Annotated in this window: 16 protein-coding genes; 8 read left to right on the top strand and 8 right to left on the bottom strand. The window is 61.5% G+C overall.

Annotated features, from left to right (window positions below; genetic code table 11):
• Positions 1-70: 70 nt before the first annotated feature.
• The 5 genes from rpsP (at position 71) to ACE3QM_RS07980 (ending at position 2,678) form a co-directional block, all read left to right on the top strand.
• Positions 71-319, top strand: coding sequence for a 30S ribosomal protein S16 (rpsP, locus tag ACE3QM_RS08000; RefSeq protein WP_019102878.1), 249 nt, complete (start codon positions 71-73; stop codon positions 317-319).
• A 35-nt stretch (positions 320-354) separates the two neighbouring features.
• Positions 355-861, top strand: coding sequence for a ribosome maturation factor RimM (gene rimM, locus ACE3QM_RS07995; protein WP_374421338.1), 507 nt, complete (start codon positions 355-357; stop codon positions 859-861).
• Entirely contained in the window at positions 861-1,628 is a 768-nt protein-coding gene (gene trmD, locus ACE3QM_RS07990; RefSeq protein ID WP_231463530.1) for a tRNA (guanosine(37)-N1)-methyltransferase TrmD, read from the top strand. The genes rimM and trmD overlap by 1 nt, the downstream gene beginning before the upstream one ends.
• 4 nt (positions 1,629-1,632) lie before the next feature.
• Positions 1,633-2,001, top strand: a complete 369-nt coding sequence (gene rplS / locus ACE3QM_RS07985) for a 50S ribosomal protein L19 (RefSeq protein WP_048411359.1) — start codon at positions 1,633-1,635, stop codon at positions 1,999-2,001.
• A 206-nt stretch (positions 2,002-2,207) separates the two neighbouring features.
• Positions 2,208-2,678, top strand: coding sequence for a methylated-DNA--[protein]-cysteine S-methyltransferase (locus ACE3QM_RS07980; RefSeq protein WP_231463531.1), 471 nt, complete (start codon positions 2,208-2,210; stop codon positions 2,676-2,678).
• A gap of 78 nt (positions 2,679-2,756) precedes the next feature.
• On the opposite strand, the gene ACE3QM_RS07975 is transcribed toward ACE3QM_RS07980, so the two are convergent.
• Both ACE3QM_RS07975 and ACE3QM_RS07970 read right to left on the bottom strand, forming a co-directional pair.
• Positions 2,757-2,954, bottom strand: coding sequence for an MbtH family protein (locus tag ACE3QM_RS07975; protein WP_374421337.1), 198 nt, complete (start codon positions 2,952-2,954; stop codon positions 2,757-2,759).
• On the bottom strand, positions 2,938-6,870 hold the full coding sequence (locus tag ACE3QM_RS07970; protein ID WP_374421336.1) for an amino acid adenylation domain-containing protein: 3,933 nt from the start codon (positions 6,868-6,870) through the stop codon (positions 2,938-2,940). Before ACE3QM_RS07970 ends, ACE3QM_RS07975 begins: the two co-directional genes overlap by 17 nt.
• 637 nt (positions 6,871-7,507) lie before the next feature.
• On the opposite strand from ACE3QM_RS07970, the gene xerD reads away from it, so the two are divergent.
• On the top strand, positions 7,508-8,392 hold the full coding sequence (gene xerD / locus ACE3QM_RS07965) for a site-specific tyrosine recombinase XerD (RefSeq protein ID WP_231463536.1): 885 nt from the start codon (positions 7,508-7,510) through the stop codon (positions 8,390-8,392).
• A gap of 198 nt (positions 8,393-8,590) precedes the next feature.
• Here the strand turns inward: xerD and clpA are convergent, their stop codons facing one another.
• Entirely contained in the window at positions 8,591-10,867 is a 2,277-nt protein-coding gene (clpA, locus tag ACE3QM_RS07960; protein WP_048411363.1) for an ATP-dependent Clp protease ATP-binding subunit ClpA, read from the bottom strand.
• The gene (gene clpS, locus ACE3QM_RS07955) at positions 10,867-11,175 is read right to left on the bottom strand and encodes an ATP-dependent Clp protease adapter ClpS (RefSeq protein WP_048411364.1); all 309 of its coding nucleotides are present in this window, start codon (positions 11,173-11,175) and stop codon (positions 10,867-10,869) included. The genes clpA and clpS overlap by 1 nt, the downstream gene beginning before the upstream one ends.
• Positions 11,176-11,405: 230 nt before the next feature.
• On the opposite strand from clpS, the gene ACE3QM_RS07950 reads away from it, so the two are divergent.
• The gene (locus tag ACE3QM_RS07950) at positions 11,406-11,609 is read left to right on the top strand and encodes a cold-shock protein (protein WP_011137214.1); all 204 of its coding nucleotides are present in this window, start codon (positions 11,406-11,408) and stop codon (positions 11,607-11,609) included.
• An 85-nt stretch (positions 11,610-11,694) separates the two neighbouring features.
• Here the strand turns inward: ACE3QM_RS07950 and mdtH are convergent, their stop codons facing one another.
• A complete protein-coding gene (gene mdtH, locus ACE3QM_RS07945) occupies positions 11,695-12,897 on the bottom strand; it encodes a multidrug efflux MFS transporter MdtH (protein ID WP_231463538.1) in 1,203 nt (400 codons plus the stop codon).
• 87 nt (positions 12,898-12,984) lie between these two features.
• Here mdtH and ACE3QM_RS07940 point away from each other — a divergent pair, with 87 nt between their 5' ends.
• Complete coding sequence (locus ACE3QM_RS07940; protein WP_374421334.1) at positions 12,985-13,890, top strand: LysR substrate-binding domain-containing protein; 906 nt, start codon at positions 12,985-12,987, stop codon at positions 13,888-13,890.
• On the opposite strand, the gene ACE3QM_RS07935 is transcribed toward ACE3QM_RS07940, so the two are convergent.
• From ACE3QM_RS07935 to ACE3QM_RS07925, 3 genes are all read right to left on the bottom strand, one after another.
• Entirely contained in the window at positions 13,873-14,541 is a 669-nt protein-coding gene (locus ACE3QM_RS07935) for a GntR family transcriptional regulator (protein WP_374421333.1), read from the bottom strand. The genes ACE3QM_RS07940 and ACE3QM_RS07935 overlap by 18 nt on opposite strands.
• A 498-nt stretch (positions 14,542-15,039) precedes the next feature.
• Positions 15,040-15,738, bottom strand: coding sequence for a bifunctional 2-polyprenyl-6-hydroxyphenol methylase/3-demethylubiquinol 3-O-methyltransferase UbiG (gene ubiG, locus ACE3QM_RS07930; RefSeq protein WP_048411368.1), 699 nt, complete (start codon positions 15,736-15,738; stop codon positions 15,040-15,042).
• 2 nt (positions 15,739-15,740) lie between these two features.
• Complete coding sequence (locus ACE3QM_RS07925; RefSeq protein ID WP_048411369.1) at positions 15,741-17,060, bottom strand: TRZ/ATZ family hydrolase; 1,320 nt, start codon at positions 17,058-17,060, stop codon at positions 15,741-15,743.
• Between the last annotated feature and the right edge of the window lie 83 nt (positions 17,061-17,143).

Here is a 17,143-nt window from a genome sequence, read left to right as displayed (position 1 = left end):
AAGATAAGGGAAAACTGACCTAAAATCGTGGGCTTTTCTACATACCGTTTTTATTCAAGGACAATCGACAATGGTAGTGATTCGTCTGGCACGTGGCGGCGCCAAGAACCGTCCGTTCTACAACATCGTGGTGACCGATTCCCGTAACCGTCGTGACGGTCGCTTCATCGAGCGCGTTGGCTTCTACAACCCGGTTGCCAATGAGAAGCAAGAGCGCGTCCGTTTCACCATGGACCGCCTGAACCACTGGGTAGGCGTTGGCGCTCAAGTTTCCGACGCTGTTGCCAAGCTGCTGAAAGAGCAGAAGGCCGCTGCCTAAGCGTTCGTTGATTTCATATCGGACGGACTAGGCGCATGCGCAAGGAAGATCTCGTATTAATGGGGTTTGTGCGTGGCGCCTTTGGTGTCAAGGGCTGGATCAAGATCCAGGCCGACACCGAATACGCTGACGGTTTGTTCGACTACCCGGTCTGGTGGCTGGGTCAGGAGAACGACTGGAAGCCGTACACATTTGAAAATGGCGCTCTCCAGCCCAAGGCGCTGGTCGCCAAGCTGGAAGGCGTGGAAGACCGTGATGGCGCGGAAGCGTTGCGCGGCAAGCAAATTGCCATTCCGCGCGCTGAATTGCCCGCCGCCGAAGAGGGCGAATACTACTGGGCCGATCTGATCGGTCTGGAAGTCGTCAATCTGCAAGGCGAAACGCTGGGCAAGGTGAGCGAGCTGATGGAAACCGGCGCGCACGATGTGCTGGTGGTGCAGGGCGCGGACGCGCAGCGCATGATTCCGTTTGTGGATCAGTATGTGCTGGAAGTCCAGCTTGCCGCAGGCAAGATCCAGGTGGACTGGGGTCTGGACTACTGATGCAGATCGACGCGGTAACGCTGTTTCCGGAGATGTTCGATTCCATCGCCCGCTTTGGCGTCAGCCAGCGGGCGCTTGACTTGGGCATCTGGGGGTTTCAGGCCTGGAATCCTCGCGATTTCACGCATGACAACTACCGCCGGGTAGACGACCGTCCTTACGGCGGCGGCCCCGGCATGGTGATGCAGATCGAGCCTCTGGCGCAGTCCATCGCGGCGGCCAGGGCCAGGCAGGCGCAAGCCGGCGCCGAGCGCAGCCATGTGATTTATCTTTCGCCGCAAGGCCGCCCTTTGACGCACGCGAAAGCGGAGCAACTGTCGCAGCAGCCGGGCCTGATCCTGCTGTGCGGCCGTTACGAAGGCGTGGATGAAAGATTGATCCAGCGCGAGGTCGACGAGGAGATTTCCATCGGCGACTACGTGTTGTCCGGCGGCGAGCTGCCGGCGATGGTGCTGATGGACGCGGTGGTGCGTTTGCTGCCGGGCGTGCTGAACGATGTTCAGTCGGCTTACGAAGATTCATTTGTGGACGGGCTTCTTGATTGTCCGCACTATACCCGACCCGAAGACTATCAGGGCATGCGGGTGCCGGATGTGCTGTTGTCCGGTAATCATGCGCTGATCGCTAAATGGCGGCTGAAACAGGCTCTGGGCAGGACGATGCAACGTCGCCCGGATTTGCTGCAAGGCCGCGTTTTGACAAAACAGGAATCTCGGCTGCTGGCGGAGTACCAGCAGGAACAAGATCTCCAGAAAAACCAGGAGTAATCTCATGGATCTGATCCAGAAACTCGAGCAAGAAGAAATCGCCCGCCTGGGCAAAACCCTGCCGGAATTCGCTCCGGGCGACACCGTTGTGGTGCAGGTAAAGGTTAAGGAAGGCAACCGCGAACGTCTGCAGGCTTACGAAGGCGTGGTTATCGCCAAGAAGAACGCAGGCCTGAACAGCGCTTTCACCGTGCGTAAGATGTCCGCTGGTGAAGGTGTTGAGCGTACTTTCCAGACCTACTCCCCGCTGGTGGCTTCCGTTGAAGTGAAGCGCCGCGGTGACGTGCGTCGCGCCAAGCTGTACTACCTGCGCGGCCGTACCGGCAAATCCGCACGCATCAAGGAAAAGCTGCCGGCTCGCAAGCAAGGCTAAGCCTGGCCGAGTCAGGCCTGGACCTGATGACAGTTCAAAGCGCAAGGCGATGCCTTGCGCTTTTTTCTTGGCGGTTCAAAGTTGGCTGAGCGTCCCACACACCTTGAGCGATAAGCGCTGGTTCACGCAGCGGGCGATACAAACGCCTTGCGTCGTACTGCTTCACTAGACTGTGAGTGGATTTTTGGCATGATGGCGGAGGCGGCATGGATTATTCTGCGGTGATCGACGCGCCGTTCGGGCAATTGGGCATGGTATGCCGGGACGGCTTTTTGCTGCGGCTGGAGTTTCTGGCCCAGCGCCAGCCGCTGTTGCCGCCGGCTCCGGGCAGCCTGGAGCGGGAGCTCGTCCAGCAACTGGACGCCTATTACGCGGACCCTCGCTTCCATTTCAGCGTGCCGTACCGTTTGTCGGGCAGCGAGCACCAGTTGCAGGTATGGCACGCCATCGCGCAGATACCCAGCGGGCAAACCTTGCGTTATCAGGATATCGCCACGGCGTTGGCGTCGTCGGCGCGGGCGGTGGGCAATGCCTGCGGCCGCAACCCGGTGCCCATCATCGTGCCCTGTCACCGCGTGGTGGCGCGTAATAGTTTGGGCGGGTTCAATCGTTCCCTGGGGCGGGAGACGGTGGACATCAAGCAGTGGTTGCTGGCGCATGAGTTCGAGTTCGGCTGAAGCTTGGACGGACAGGAAAAGCGCAAGACATTGTCTTGCGCTTTTTTTGCGAGTCATCGGCGGAATTCCGAGCCGGCATCAGGCTGCAATGTGCTCCGGCCGCATATCGCGCCAGCTGGTCTCGATATAGCGGGTGCAATCCTGGCGCGGCGCGGGGCCATGCGCGACGCTCCAGCCGGCGGGGACAGCGATCGCGCATGGCCAGAGCGAGTGACTGCCCTGCTGGTTGCGCAATACCATGAATTCGCCGTCCGGCAAATCAAACAAGTTCGACATCATTGGGCTCCTGGTTCTGGGATGGATGAGGATTGGCGGCTTCCTGAGCCTGGCGCAGCGCTGCGGCCAGCACCGGGCCGATGTGAGTCAGCGCTTCCGGGCGCATGATTTTTTCATGCAGGCAGGCGATGGAATGGACGACGATGTCGCCGCCGATATGGGCCTGCCACGCTTCCGGCGTCTGGAACTCATCGCGCAGCGGGTCCTCGCTGGCGCGGAAGAACAGCAGATCACCGTCAAAGCACTGGAAGTCGTGGGCGTTCATCAAGACCGGCGCGGCCTTGAATTCGCGCAGGATGGCGTCGAACAGGCCGGCGTCCAGACCTGACATGCCCAGATGTTCGCGCACGCGCGCCACGTAGTCTTCGCCCGGCGCCACCGCGCCGTCCGACAGCGCGCTCATCAGCCGCTGCTGGATGATCTGGTCTTCCGGCTGGAACAGGCGCGAGGGCTGGGGGTAATTGTCCAGCATGGACAGCAGCGCCACCCGTTCGCCTTGCTGCTGCAGCAAGATGGCCATCGCATGGGCGATATGGCCGCCAAAGGACCAGCCGAGCAGATGATAGGGACCCTGGGGCTGGACCGCGCGGATCTGGCGCAGGTAGTCGGCCGCCATTTCGTCCACCGACTCTGGGCGGGTTTCCATCTGCGACAGGCTGCGCGCCTGCAGCGCGTATAGCGGTTGATCGCCGGGAAGGTGGCGGATCAGGCCGGCATAGGGCCAGCCCAGGCCGCCGGCTGGGTGGATGCAGAACAGCGGCGCGCGCTCGCCTTTGGGTTGCAGCGGCAGCAGGATGGCGAAGGAATTTTCCGGCTGCGCCTGGCTGATGCGTTGCGCCAGCGCGGCGACGCTGGGCGCTTCGAACAGGCTGCGGATGCCGAGCTCGAGCTGGAAAATAGAACGGATCCGGCTGATCAGCCGGGTGGCGAGCAGGGAGTGGCCGCCCAGCTCGAAGAAGCTGTCGTCTATGCCTACGGCGTTCAAGCCGAGGATTTCGGCGTAAAGCCCGCACAGGATTTCCTCCGGCGGCGTGCGCGGCGCCCGATAATCGCGGCCGCTTTCTTGCGCAGGCTCGGGCAGCGCCTGGCGGTTGAGCTTGCCATTGGGGCTGAGCGGCATGCTGTCCAGCAGGGTGATCGACGAGGGCACCATATATTCCGGCAGTATTTGCGCCAGGTATTGGCGCAACTGAGCGGGTTCCGCCCGCGCGTCGGTCTGGGCGACGACATAGGCGGCCAGGGCCTGATGGCCGCTTGGCTGCGGGTGCAGGATGACGGCGGCGCTGGCCACTGTCGGGTGCTGCGCCAGCGCGGCTTCGATCTCGCCCAGCTCCACGCGGAAGCCGCGTACTTTCACTTGCTGGTCCACTCGGCCCAGATGTTCCAGCCGGCCGTCATCGGTCCAGCGCGCCAAGTCGCCGGTGCGGTACATGCGCTCGCCCGGCTCGAAGGGGTTGGCGATGAAGCGCTCGGCGGTCAGCGCCGGACGGTTCAGATAGCCGCGCGCCAGGCTGACGCCGGCGATATACAGCTCGCCGGCAACGCCGACCGGCAGCGGTTGCAGCTTGGCATCCAGCACATAGGCCTGCACATTGGGCAGCGGCGTGCCTATCGGGGCGCTGCCGTCGCCGTCCAGCTGGCTCAGCGTGGCGCAAACCGTCGCCTCGGTGGGGCCATAGCCGTTGAACATTTTGCGCTGCAGGCCGAACAGGCCGGCCAGCGCCGGCGGGCAAGCTTCGCCGGCCACGATCAAGCGAAGCTGTTGTGGCAGTGATTCCACCGACAGATTGGCCAGAGCGCTGGGGGACAGGGTCAGGTGGCTGATTTCCTGTTGGCGCAGCAGACGTTCCAGCGCCGGTCCCGGCAATTGCTCCTCGTGATCGGCCATGACCAGGGTGGCGCCGGACAGCAGCGCCATGGCGATTTCCCAGAACGAAGCGTCGAAGCTGATGGAGCTGAATTGCAGCACTCGGCTGCCGGGGCCCACTTCCAGCGTGGCGCTCTGAAAAGCGGCCAGGTTGGCGATGCCGGCATGGGACACCAGTACGCCCTTGGGCTGGCCGGTGGAGCCTGAGGTGTAGATCACATAGGCGATATTGGCCGGGCCCAAGGCGTCGCGGCGTGCGCCGTCGTCGGGGTCGGCGGCGCTGCGCAACTGGAGCGCGGCCTGGAATTCCGGCTGATCCAGGTTCTGCTGAGCAAGGCCGGCCGGCAGCTCGCCGCTCCAGTCGCCATCGCTCAACAACAGACGCGGCTGCGCGTCTTCCAGCATCAGCTGCAGACGCTCGGGCGGGTAGCGCGGGTCCAGCGGCAGGTAGGCGGCGCCAGCCTTGGCGATGGCGAGCAGCACGACGATTTGCCGCAGCGAGCGCGGCAGGCAGAAGGCGACGATGTCTTCGGGGCCGACGCCATCGGCGATCAGTTGATGGGCCAGCCGGTTGGCCTGCGCATTCAGCTCCGCGTAGTTGATGCTGAGCTCGCCATGCTGGACCGCGATGCTGTGCGCGGCGTGGACGGCTTGACGTTCGAACAAGGCGGGCAGGGTGTCCGCGGCGACAGCGAGTTCGGGACCGCGCGAGGCCGCCAGCAAGGCCTCGCGTTCCGCGTCGGAGAGCAGTTCGATATCGCCCAGCGTTTGCGTTGGATTATCTCCCAGCGCTCGCATCAGTTGCAGCAGGCGCTGCATATGACGCTCCAGCGCTGGCGCGTCGTAATGGGCGGCGTTGGCGTTGAAGCCTATCTCCAGCGCCTTGTCGTCGCTGCGGTCGAAAATGTCGAAACCCAGGTCGACCGCCGGGCCGTTGGCGAGGTTGTGCGGCGTGGTGCCGTGGCCGGCGAAGCGCAGGTCGTGATCGTAGGGCACCACATTGATGGTGGTGGTGAACAGGTGGCCGCGTCCGGTCTGGCCTTGCTGGTCGCGCAGCATGTCTTCATAGCGGTATTGTTGGCGGCGCAGGCTTTGGCGGACCTGGCGGCTGACCTGACGCGCGACTTCGCCGATGGTCATGTCCGGCCGCACTTGCAGCCGCATCGGCAGCGCATTGGCCAGCATGCCGGGAATCGCGCGTTGCTCGCGCTGGCTGCGCGCGGCGACCGGGATGCCTATGCTCAGCTCCTGTTGACCGCTGATGCGCTGCAAGTAGGCGGCGATGATGGAAATCAGCAACTGGGGCAGCGGAATGGCCAAGGTCTTGGCGCTGTCGCGCAGGCGCTGGACAATGGGGCCGCTCAGCCGCAGGCGATGGCGCCTCAGGCCGCGCATAGGCTCCTGACGTGGGCTGAGGCTGGCCGGTGGCGGCAGCGTCGCGCAATACTCCAGCCAGAAGTCGCGGTCCTCCTGAAAGGCGCTGGACGTGCGGTAATCGGCGTCGATTTGCGCCAGGCGGGAAAAATCGCCGAAGGGGCTGGAGGCGGGCTCGCAGCCTTCGCTCATTGCGGTATAGAGATGGGCGACGCGCTGCACCAACAAGCCATTGCCCCAGCCGTCCATCGCGATATGGGGCAGGCATTGGTACCAGAAATAATGTTGTTCCGAGATTTTGAGCAGCGCGTAGCGAAACAGCGGGCCGGCTTCCTGCTCGAAAGGCTGATTGCAGTCCTGCTGCATCCATTGTTCGGCGGCCACGCTTGGGTTCTCGGCCTGGCTGAAGTCCAGGCATGGCAGCCGCCAGGATTGCCATTCGATTGGCTGCTGGCTGACGCCGAGCGCGTCAGCTTTGAACGCGACGCCTAAAGCGAGTGTTTCCGCCAGCATCTGGCGCAATGCGGCTTCGAAGATGGCGGCGTCCACCGGGCCATGGATTTCGATATAGTCGGACAGATTGTAGGCTGAACTGTCGCCCAGCAGGGTCTGGGCCAGCCAGACCTCCGCCTGGGACGAAGTCAGCGGATGGCGCAATGCTGGTGTGTTGCTCATGGGTCACTCCTAGCGAATGTAATATAGCGAGTCCAAGCGCGTTGCCGCGCATCGACCCTGGCTGGCGCCGCGTGTCTTGGGCGCTGGCATCGGAAAATCGAGCGCAATAGGACCCCTGCCGGTAGGGCGGGGGGCCACTGCTGCCGGGTCGTTTCTGTAGGTGGGTGAGCTAATGCTGTATTTACTTCTTAGAACCTGTTCAAAGCCTGCTGCGCTTCGGCGATACGGCGTTAAAAACAAGCTCAAAATGCTCATGTACCACTTGTACATTCCGCTTTCTCGCTCGTTTTCGCCTTGTCTCGCTCTTGCTCGCAAGCTGGCGAACAGGTTCCTGGAAGCGCTTCACGATCAGCCGCTAGGCCGCGAAGGGCTTCTTTGTTGATTTAATTTTGGCGGGATAATATGACAAATGATGTTTTATGTGTATCTGTTTATTCAATATGATTTTTGCGGTGCAATAAGTTCGCGTTGAAGCGCGCCGGATTGGGAGAAGTAAATGCTTGTTTTTCAAGTCGGCGTAGAAATGGATTGCAAATTGGCGTGGACGGCGTTAAGAGTTGCATGCTGCCGCAACTGGCATTAATGACGTGGGTATTATCTGGTGATGATGGAGAGAGAAGCGATAAGCGAGGAGAGGATGGCGGCGAGGGATGCCATAGACGGATTCCTGGATCAGCTATGGCTTAGTGACGGCTTGTCCAAGAACACCTTGTCCGCCTATCGGCGCGACCTCGACAAGCTGGCCGCCCGGCTGGAGGCCGGCGGCGCGCGCATGGTAGAGGCCAATCTGGAGCAACTGGAGCAGGCCTTGTTGCTGGGCGTGGATAGCGAAAAGCCGGCCACTCGGGCGCGTATGGTGTCGGCGATGAAGCGTTTTTACCAGTACCTGGCGCAAGCCAGGCTGCGCGACGATGATCCCTGCGCCCGCTTGCGTGCGCCCAAGCTGGGGCTGCGCTTGCCCAAGTCGCTGTCCGAGCGGCATGTGGAGGCGCTGTTGGCCGCGCCGGATGTGGGGACGCCACTGGGGCTGCGCGACCGGGCGATGCTGGAGGTGCTGTACGCCAGCGGCCTGCGGGTGTCGGAATTGGTGGGGCTGACACTGCAACAGCTCAATCTGCTGGATGGCCTGGTCAAGACCATGGGCAAGGGCAATAAGGAGAGGCTGGTGCCGTTGGGCGAACTGGCCCAGGAGTGGCTGCAGCGCTATCTAGCCGAGGCCAGACCGCTGTTGCTGGCGGGAGCGGTGTGCGACATGGTGTTCGTGACCCAGCGCAAGGCGGGCATGACGCGGCAGATGGCCTGGTATCTGATCTCGCAATACGCCAAGCGTCAGGGTTTGCCGGCGGTGAGTCCCCATGTGTTGCGCCATGCCTTCGCCACTCATCTGGTCAACCATGGCGCTGATTTGCGTGTGGTGCAGCTATTGCTGGGGCATTCGGATATTTCCACTACCCAGATTTACACCCACGTCGCGCGCGAGCGGCTGAAGCAGCTGCACGCCAAGCACCATCCGCGTGGCTGAGAAGCTGTTCAAAGTCTGCTGCGCGTCGGCGATACGGCGTTGAAAACGCCTTCGAAATGCTTATGTACCGTGTGTACACTCCGCTTTCTCAGCCGTTTTCGCCTTGTCTCGCTCTAGCTCGCGAGATCGTAAACAGGCTCTGAGAGCGAGAAAGAAAAACGCCCGCTTGCGCGGGCGTCATGGATGACAAGACGAGTGTCAGGCCGGTTCGGGCGCCAGCGCCTGATGATCGAACTGCAGTTCCACCTTGTCGTCGATCACGGTGATGGTGACATCGCCGCCGGTGACCAGGCGGCCGAACAGCAACTCGTCCGCCAGCGCCTTGCGCAAGGTGTCCTGAATCAGGCGCGCCATCGGCCGGGCGCCCATCAGCGGATCGAAGCCGTTCTTCGCCAAGTAGCGGCGCAGCTCGTCGGTGAAGTGGATGTCCACCCGCTTCTCCGCCAGTTGCTGTTCCAGCTGCATCAGGAACTTGTCCACCACCTGCAGGATGATCTGCTCGTCCAGCATCTTGAACGGGATGATGGCATCCAGGCGGTTGCGGAATTCCGGGCTGAACAGTTTCTTGATGTCGCCCATCTCGTCGCCGGTCACCTTGGTCTGGGTGAAGCCCAGCGTCGGTTTGGACAGCGACTCGGCGCCCGCGTTGGTGGTCATGATGATCACCACATTGCGGAAGTCCGCCTTGCGGCCGTTGTTGTCGGTCAGCGTGCCGTGGTCCATCACCTGCAACAGTACGTTGTAGATGTCCGGATGGGCTTTCTCGATCTCATCCAGCAACACCACCGCGTACGGATGCTTGTTGACCGCCTCGGTCAGTTGGCCGCCCTGTTCGAAGCCGACATAGCCCGGAGGCGCGCCGATCAGTCGCGACACCGCGTGCCGTTCCATGTACTCGGACATGTCGAAGCGGATCAACTCCACACCCAGGATGTAGGCCAGCTGGCGCGCCACTTCGGTCTTGCCGACGCCGGTGGGGCCGGAGAACAGGAAGGAACCGATCGGCTTTTGCGGATTGCCCAGGCCGGAACGCGTCATCTTGATGGCGCTGGCCAGCCCTTCGATGGCTTTTTCCTGACCGAACACCACGTTTTTCAGATCGCGCTCCAGATTCTTCAGCACGTTCTTGTCGTCGGACGACACGGTCTTGGGCGGAATCCGCGCGATCTTGGCGACGATGTCCTCGATCTCGGTCTTGTTGATCACCTTTTTCTGCTTGGACTTGGGCAGAATCTTCTGCGCCGCGCCGGCTTCGTCAATCACGTCGATGGCCTTGTCCGGCAGGTGGCGGTCGTTGATGAAGCGCGCGGATAGTTCGGCCGCGGTGGACAGCGCCGACTGCGTGTACTTGACGCCGTGGTGGGCCTCGAAGCGCGATTTCAGCCCCTTGAGGATCTCCACGGTCTGTTCCACCGTTGGCTCGTTGACGTCTATCTTCTGGAAGCGGCGCGATAGCGCATTGTCCTTCTCGAAGATGCTGCGGTATTCGTTGTAGGTGGTCGCCCCGATACAGCGCAGGCTGCCGTTGGACAGCGCCGGCTTCAGCAGATTGGACGCGTCCAGCGTGCCGCCGGAGGCCGCGCCGGCGCCGATCAGGGTGTGGATTTCGTCGATGAACAGGATGGCGTTGCTGTCCTCGGTCAGTTGCTTGATCACCGCTTTCAGCCGCTGTTCGAAATCGCCGCGATACTTGGTGCCGGCCAGCAGCGCGCCCATGTCCAGCGCGTAGACGGTGGACTTGGCCAGGATTTCCGGCACTTCGCCGTTGACGATGCGGCGCGCCAGTCCTTCGGCGATGGCGGTCTTGCCCACGCCGGCCTCGCCGACCAGCAGCGGGTTGTTCTTGCGGCGGCGGCAGAGAATCTGCACCGTGCGCTCCAGTTCGGGCTCGCGGCCGATCAGCGGGTCTATCCTGCCGTCGCGCGCCTGTTGGTTGAGGTTCTGGGTGTAGTTCTCCAGCGCCCCGCCCGGACCGGTGGCCTGCTCTTCGCTCTCCGCCTCGTTATTGCTGTCGCGGGGTTCCTGCGGCGGCTGCTGCGAGCGCTGCTTGGTGATCCCGTGGGAGATGAAGTTGACCACATCCAGCCGCGAAATGCCTTGCTGATGCAGATAGTAGACCGCGTGGGAATCCTTCTCGCCGAAGATGGCCACCAGGATATTGGCTCCGGTGACTTCCTTCTTGCCGGAAGACTGCACGTGCAGGATGGCGCGCTGTATCACGCGCTGGAATCCTAGCGTGGGCTGAGTCTCCACCTCTGCCTCCCCTGGCACGGTGGGGGTGTGCTCATCGATGAAGTCGCCCAACTGTTTTTTCAGTTGGTCGATATTGGCTCCACATGCGCGCAGTACTTCGGCGGCCGACGGGTTATCGGTCATCGCGAGTAACAGATGCTCCACGCTGATGAACTCGTGGCGCTTGCGCCTTGCGTCCATGAACGCCATGTGCAGGCTTACTTCAAGCTCCTGGGCAATCATCAGTTTTCCTCCATAACGCACTGGAGCGGATGCTGGTGTGCTTTCGCATATTGCAACACCTGCTCGACCTTTGTTGCAGCCACGTCTTTGGTATAAACGCCACACACGCCGTGACCTTGCGTGTGGACTTGCAGCATGATGTGGGTGGCCTTTTCGCGGTTCATATGGAAGAACTGCTGCAAGACCTGGATCACAAAATCCATAGGGGTGAAATCATCGTTCAATAACAAGACCTTATACATCGCGGGCGGTGTGTCCTTTACCCGGGACGCCTCTTGTATGGCATCGTCCTTGAACTGCGTAGACATGTCGGCTTTCGTGGAATCTGCGTCTTACTTCAATTTGGGTTCCCCAAGAGTTTTTTTCAAGGGGACTGGCACTTTTCCTCTATCACTTGACGATGCGCTGCGGCTTGCGTAGAAATGCAGCTGGTGCTTGGCTTAACTGTTTGGCATTTTTTTGCGCTTGGCAGGCCCGACAGCTCTATTAAGCTCTAAGTTGGTCGGCTTCACCAGCCTTTTTTTGCAAGGAAGTAAGAATGGCATTTGGTACCGTTAAGTGGTTCAATGACGCTAAGGGCTTTGGTTTCATCACTCCGGACGAAGGCGGCGAAGACTTGTTCGCTCACTTCTCGGCCATCAACATGCAAGGCTTCAAAACCCTGAAAGAGGGTCAACGTGTAAGCTTTGAAGTGGTGTCCGGTCCGAAGGGCAAGCAAGCGTCTAATATTCAGAACGCGTAATACCGGTTTTACTGTCTGCTTGCCGCAAGGCAAACAGCCCAGCTGATTGATGAAAAGCCCGCCATCCGGCGGGCTTTTGTTGTTGTCAGGCCGCTTGCTTGGCCGCCTGCGGCATGGAGACGCCGAACTGGCGCGCCAAGGCGATGAAAGTGATGGCGCCGATGATGGAGAGCAACAGCCAGGGTAAGCCGGCTTGCTGCTGGCGCTGGGCGAAGTCGTACAGCCAGCCGCCGGCGAAAAAGCCGATGCCGCCGCCCAGGGCCAGTCCCAGCCGGCTGGCGCCCATATAGCTGGCGCGCGCGTCCGGTTTCGCCAGGCTGGCCACCAGGGTTTCGCGCGCCGGCTCGGTGATGATGGTGCCGAGGAAAAAGACCCCAAGGACGAGGAAGGCGGACGCGGGCTGCCGCACCACGGCCATGCAGGCCAGGCTCAGGCTCATCAGCGCAAGGCCGGCCAATACCCGGGTTTCCAGGCGGAAATGGCGCTCGCCGATGCGCGCCAGCGGGTAGAGCAGGGTCAAGGACAGCAAGGTTTCCAGCCCATACATCCAGCCGACGGCTTGCGCGGAGCCGGTTAGGTGCTTGATGGCGATGGGCACCAGCAGCATGATCTGCACGCTGAGCAGATAATAGCCGCTGAGAGTGAGCACCAGCTTGAGGAAGCGGCGGTCGCCCAGCACCAGGCGGATTGCGTTCCATGCCGGTGCGCGACGAGTAGCCACCCGATAGGCGGGCAGCAGCCAGGCGTTCGCTGCTGCCGCCGCCAGAAACACCACCGCGCCGCCCAGTCCCACCCAGCGGAAATCAAACTGTAGCAGCCAGGAACCAAACAAGGCGCCGCCCACCGCGCCGGCGCTGTCCTGCATCAGCAGCAGCGAGTAGAAGCGGCTGCGTTCGCGCGGGCGGGTCAGCTTGGCCACCAGGGCGGAGCGCGGCGGATCGAATAGGGTGCCGCCCAGGCCGGACAGCAGGCAGGACAGCCACAATTGCCAGGGTGTGTCCGCCAGCGCCATGGTGGCGAAGCCGGCTGCGCGCATCAACATGCCGGCGACGATCAGCGGCTTGGCGCCGAAGCGATCGGCCAGCGAGCCTCCAAATAGTCCCAGCCCTTGCTGGGTGAATTGTCGCAGGCCCAGACCCAGGCCCACTGCGGCGGCGCTCCACCCCAATTGATCGACGAAATGCAGGCTGATCAGCGGGAATACCATGAAGAATCCAAATACCACAATCAGGTTGTCCAGCAGGATGAAGCCCTTGCCCAAGGTCCGGGCCCGCTTGAGCAGCGCCATGAAATCTCCTTATTTTCATGTCATTCTATGAGGCGCCCTGATATTGTGTAAGAGACTAATCCGTAATAGTTAATATTGGATTTCATTATGTCTATTTCTTTTGCCGATTTGTGCCTGTTGCTTGATATCGCCGAGCTTGGCAGCTTCAGTCAGGCCGCGGCCAAGCGCGGCTGGTCGCAGCCCCAGGTCAGCCAGCGGGTGCAGCAACTTGAGCAGGAGTTGAATATCGGCTTGTTCCAGCGCCATCGCCGCGGCGCGGAGCCGACCGCGGCCTGCCTGGCCTTTCTACCATCGGCGCGGCAAGCGGTGTCGGCCTTGGAACAGGGGCGGGAAATCCTGCAAGGCACGCCGGCCCTGCCTTGCTTGCGCTTATCCTGTTTGCCGTCGCTGACTTCATCGGTGTTCGGCCCGCTGTTGCTGGCGCTGGCGGAGGCGCCGCTGGAAATCCGCTGTGATACCGATCACTCGCAGCAGATCATGCAGAATCTGTTGTCCGGCCTGGTGCAGGTCGGTTTTGTGCTGCGCTGCCCGGCGATGGCGGGCATACAGATGGAAACACTATGGCGTTCGCCCATCGTGGCAGTGGTGGCCGCCGGGCATCCGCTGGCGGAGAAGGAACAGCCGCTGCGCCTGGAGGAAGTGGCGTCTTACCGGATTGCGCCTCAATACTGGGGCGTGGAGTGTGATGAGTTGATACGCCGGCTGCGGCTGGCGCGCATGGTGGCGCAGCCCATTCATGCGGTACAGCCGGCGTCGGCGGCCAGGGAGCTGGCCATGCGCCATGGCTTTCTGTGTTTCCTGCCGGAGTTGTCTATTCAGTCCGATCTGGCCGAGGGTGTGCTGCGCAGGGTGAGGATTGCCGATCTGCCGGCCTGGCAGTGGGAGGTCACCATGGCATGGCGGACCGGCAAACGGCGGGATGCAGGCAAGGAATTGGTGCTGCGAGCCGCCCGGGCGCTGGCAGAGCGCTGGGCGTCAATGGCGGCCGCTTAGCGATTCGGCGGCGCCTTGTGCCAGCAAGCTGTATTGTTGGCCGAAGGCCGCCACCATCTGGCGCAGTTTGGCGGTGTCGCGGGCGATGATGGTCTTGAGCAGGTTTTCCAGGAACTGCTGGGTCTGGTCCATCTGGCTTTTGCCGGCGCGCAGAATGGCGAACAGGCAGCGCTGAGTCAGCGGCAGCAGATCCTTCAGCGTGCTCTCCAGATAGCGATTGCCGGCATAGCGGTACAAGGTGTCGAGAAAGTCGACGCCGTGTTCGTAAAAGCCTTGCAGATCATCGCGGCGGTTGCATTCGGCCAACTGGGTGGTGACTTCGAAGAAGTGGGCCAGGTCGTCGTTTTGCCAGGAGGTGGCGAGATTACAGACCGCCTGGTCCAGCAGCAGGAACCAGAGTTCGAAGAAGTGGCGCACATCGTCGTCGGTGATGCTGGACACCACCGCGCCGCGGCGCGGGAAAATCTCCACCAGGTGGCGGCGTTGCAGGATCAGCAAAGCTTCGCGCACGGACCCGCGGCTGACTTCCAGTTCCGACGCAATGCGCAATTCCTGGATGCGCTCTCCGGCTTGCATCGTACCTTGTATGATTTGTTTGCCCAGGTATTGGGCGATTTGTTCAGTCAGTGAGTCGTTCGCCTTGAACGTCATCTTGCTCTCCGGAATAGAATATTATTATTTTCCTATGTTTGATATCTGGCGGCAATCAAACCGTGATGTTTGTCTGGCAGTAGTTTGTCCGACAGATTGTTATAGTCAAAACATTATCAATAACTTCGGCGCAAACTGTTGTCAACTTGCCGCACATATCGGGCATCGGGAAGTTTTTACTTGCGCATTCATCATATCAATCATACGATTAAAACGCTTGTTTTAAATGGCTGACACGAGAGGGGCTATCTCAAATAAGCAAAAGGCGGCGGCGGGTTTTCGCGGCGTCGTCTTGCGGAGCCGGCAGGCGCTGGCCCGCGCTGGAACAGCAGCTCGCAGGTGATGAAAGGCGTAAGCCGTTCACGCCGCCAAGCGGGTCATCCGGCGGGGCGCTGGGAGCAGGCGCGGCATTCGCGAACTCAAGCGGGTTGTGTCCGGTGTGGAACCGGGAGTGTGATTCAGGCCTTCGCCATTGGCGAAGGCCTTTTTTCTTGCGGTTTATTCGGGGCGGCGGCAGGCCATCAGATAATTGACGTCAGTGTCCTCGCCCAGCGCGTAGATGCGCGTCAACGGGTTGTAGCCCATGCCGCAGACCGTTTCCAGTTCCAGGCCGGCGTTGCGGGCCATGCGCGACAATTCGGAGGGCTTGAGGAAGCGCGCATATTCATGGGTGCCTCGCGGCAGCATGTTCAGCACGTATTCGGCGCCTATCACCGCCAGCAAGTAGGATTTGGCGTTGCGGTTCAAGGTGGAGAAGAACACCCAGCCGCCAGGCTTCACCAGGCTGGCGCAGCTGCGCACCACGCTTTGCGGGTCCGGCACGTGTTCCAGCATTTCCATGCAGGTGACCACGTCGAAGCTGGCCGGCGCTTCCGCCGCCAGCTCTTCCACCGCCACACAGCGGTAATCCACCGTCACGCCGGATTCCAGGCTGTGCAATTGCGCCACTTTCAGCGACTTCTTGGCCAGATCGATGCCGGTGACGCCGGCGCCGCGCGCGGCCATGCTTTCCGCCAGGATGCCGCCGCCGCAGCCCACGTCCAGCACTTGCTTGCCGGCGATGGCGGCGCGGCTGTCGATGAAGTCCAGACGCAGCGGGTTGATTTCATGCAGCGGCTTGAATTCGCCGCTCATATCCCACCATTTGTGCGCCAGCTGGCTGAATTTATCGATTTCGGTTTCGTCTACATTGATCATGATTATTTAGCCAGGATGCGGTGACGCCAGTCTTCGGCGCGCGCCTTGAGCGCGGCTTCGTCCAGGGTCTTGAGTTGGCGTTGTTCCAAGAGGGCCTGGCCTTTGACCCAGACATGGCTGACTTGTTCGCGGCCTGCCGCGTACACCACGTGGGAGATGGGGTCGAAGGCCGGCGCGGTTTCGATGGCGGACAGATCGATGGCGATCAGGTCCGCCTGCTTGCCGGCGACGATGGAGCCGACCTTGTCGTCGATGCCCAGCGCGCGCGCGCCGTTGAGGGTGGCCATGCGGATGGCGGTGGCCGCCGGCACCGAGGTGGGGTCCAGCGTGCCCACTTTGGCCAGCAGCGCAGCCAGGCGGGTTTCCGCCAGCATGTCCAGCTTGTTGTTGGAGGCGGCGCCGTCGGTGCCTATGCCCACGGCGATGCCGGCTTGCAGCATCTTGGGAATGGGAGCGATGCCGGAGGCCAGCTTCATATTGGACGACGGGTTATGCGCCACCGATACGCCATGCTTGGCCACCAGTTCGATTTCCTCATCGTTCAGGTGCACCATGTGGGCGGCCACCAGCCGTGGCGACAGCAGGCCCAGTTGCTGCAGGCGCGCCAGCGGGCGCTGATGGTGTTCCTTGACGCTGTTGCCGACCTCGTCCGCGGTTTCGTGGATGTGGCAGTGGATCAGCATGTCTTCCTGTTCCGCCAGCGTTACCACCTTGGCGAAGGTGTCGTCCGATACGGTATAGGGCGCGTGCGGCGCCAGCGTGAAGGTGATCAGCTCCTCGCCCAGGAACTGGCGGCGCTCGGCCAGCGATTTGCTGATGTAGTCGTCGGCATTGCTGGCGTAGTTGGTCGGGAACTCCAGGATGGAACAGCCGACGAAGGTACGCATGCCGGAGGCCAGGCCGGCACGCGCCATCGCGCCATGATAGAAGTACATATCATTGATGGTGGTGGTGCCGCAGCGGATCATTTCCCCCATTGCCAGCAGCGCGCCGTCGAACACGAAGTCGTCACGCACATGCTTGCCTTCGGCCGGCCAGATATGGTTGGTCAGCCAGTCCATCAACGCCTTGTCGTCGGCCATGCCGCGCAACAGCGTCATCGCGGAGTGGCCATGCAGATTGATCAGGCCCGGCATCAGCACATGATTGGGCAAGTCCACGCGCTGATCCGCTTCCAGCGCGCTGGCTTGGTTAGCTGGAATAATCGCGGCAATCCTGCCATCCTTCAAAGCAATGGCGTGGTTTTCCAGGATTTCACCATCTTTCTCTACAGTGATAATCCAGCGGGCGGTGATAATTTTGTCATAACGGGACTGGGACATGGGGCAATCCTGGCGCGATTTGAAGTGTGGTGGATTGTAGGCCGAGGCTAATGGCAAGGCAATGATGCAAGCCGTCGCGCAAG

The sequence above is a fragment of the Chromobacterium sp. genome, assembly GCF_041912965.1.
In the GTDB taxonomy this organism is placed as follows: Bacteria; Pseudomonadota; Gammaproteobacteria; order Burkholderiales; family Chromobacteriaceae; genus Chromobacterium; species Chromobacterium aquaticum.
This window is presented reverse-complemented; position numbering and strand designations above follow the sequence as displayed.

Coding starts and splice junctions, on each gene's coding strand:
- mdtH (WP_231463538.1), bottom strand. CDS start 12,897: ATGGCGCTGCTCAAGCGGGCCCGGACCTTGGGCAAGGGCTTCATCCTG.
- ACE3QM_RS07970 (WP_374421336.1), bottom strand. CDS start 6,870: ATGAGCAACACACCAGCATTGCGCCATCCGCTGACTTCGTCCCAGGCG.
- xerD (WP_231463536.1), top strand. CDS start 7,508: ATGGCGGCGAGGGATGCCATAGACGGATTCCTGGATCAGCTATGGCTT.
- clpS (WP_048411364.1), bottom strand. CDS start 11,175: ATGTCTACGCAGTTCAAGGACGATGCCATACAAGAGGCGTCCCGGGTA.
- clpA (WP_048411363.1), bottom strand. CDS start 10,867: ATGATTGCCCAGGAGCTTGAAGTAAGCCTGCACATGGCGTTCATGGAC.
- ACE3QM_RS07925 (WP_048411369.1), bottom strand. CDS start 17,060: ATGTCCCAGTCCCGTTATGACAAAATTATCACCGCCCGCTGGATTATC.
- ACE3QM_RS07940 (WP_374421334.1), top strand. CDS start 12,985: ATGTCTATTTCTTTTGCCGATTTGTGCCTGTTGCTTGATATCGCCGAG.
- rpsP (WP_019102878.1), top strand. CDS start 71: ATGGTAGTGATTCGTCTGGCACGTGGCGGCGCCAAGAACCGTCCGTTC.
- trmD (WP_231463530.1), top strand. CDS start 861: ATGCAGATCGACGCGGTAACGCTGTTTCCGGAGATGTTCGATTCCATC.
- ACE3QM_RS07935 (WP_374421333.1), bottom strand. CDS start 14,541: ATGACGTTCAAGGCGAACGACTCACTGACTGAACAAATCGCCCAATAC.
- rplS (WP_048411359.1), top strand. CDS start 1,633: ATGGATCTGATCCAGAAACTCGAGCAAGAAGAAATCGCCCGCCTGGGC.
- ACE3QM_RS07975 (WP_374421337.1), bottom strand. CDS start 2,954: ATGTCGAACTTGTTTGATTTGCCGGACGGCGAATTCATGGTATTGCGC.
- ubiG (WP_048411368.1), bottom strand. CDS start 15,738: ATGATCAATGTAGACGAAACCGAAATCGATAAATTCAGCCAGCTGGCG.
- ACE3QM_RS07950 (WP_011137214.1), top strand. CDS start 11,406: ATGGCATTTGGTACCGTTAAGTGGTTCAATGACGCTAAGGGCTTTGGT.
- rimM (WP_374421338.1), top strand. CDS start 355: ATGCGCAAGGAAGATCTCGTATTAATGGGGTTTGTGCGTGGCGCCTTT.
- ACE3QM_RS07980 (WP_231463531.1), top strand. CDS start 2,208: ATGGATTATTCTGCGGTGATCGACGCGCCGTTCGGGCAATTGGGCATG.